This is a genomic window from Oleiphilus sp. HI0132 (genome assembly GCF_001635845.1).
On record NZ_LWGJ01000952.1, the window covers coordinates 1 to 489 of the forward strand.

Consider the following 489-nt stretch of genomic DNA (forward strand, 5'->3'; position numbering starts at 1 on the left):
GGGCTGGCCTTGTTCTCGTAACTCTCGATAGAAGGTGACCAATATTATCGCATCATTGATAACGATGCCTGATAGGCCAAAAAAGCCAAACCAAGAGAGCATGGTTAGGTCAATGCCTAGCAGCCAGTGACCCAGTATCGCACCCGATATTCCAAGAGGGATCGCAAGCAATACTGCGACAGGCCAAGAGTAGGAACCAAATACCCACGCCAGGATAATATAGATTAAGGTAAAGCCTATGGCTGCGCCTAGCATCATATCTTTGCCGGTCTGGGCTTGTTCTTCAGCCCTGCCTTTCAAGTCTATTTTAATACCGTACTCGATGGACAGATTAGGTAAAAACTCTTCTTGTAGCTCGGCGATTATCTGGTTGGCATTATTTAAGTCGGGGTTAACGCTGGCGGTGACGTGCAGACCAAGCTACCTTCAGTATGCCTAACCAGTTCTAAGCCTTTTCTATGGGTCAAGGTGACGACATTGCTTAGCTGA

The 489-nt window shown here is 47.2% G+C and carries 1 protein-coding gene; it reads right to left on the reverse strand.

The annotated features are described in order from the left end of the window. On the reverse strand, positions 1-414 hold a 414-nt coding region (locus A3766_RS29540), incomplete at its 3' end, for an efflux RND transporter permease subunit (RefSeq protein ID WP_197479526.1). Between the last annotated feature and the right edge of the window lie 75 nt (positions 415-489).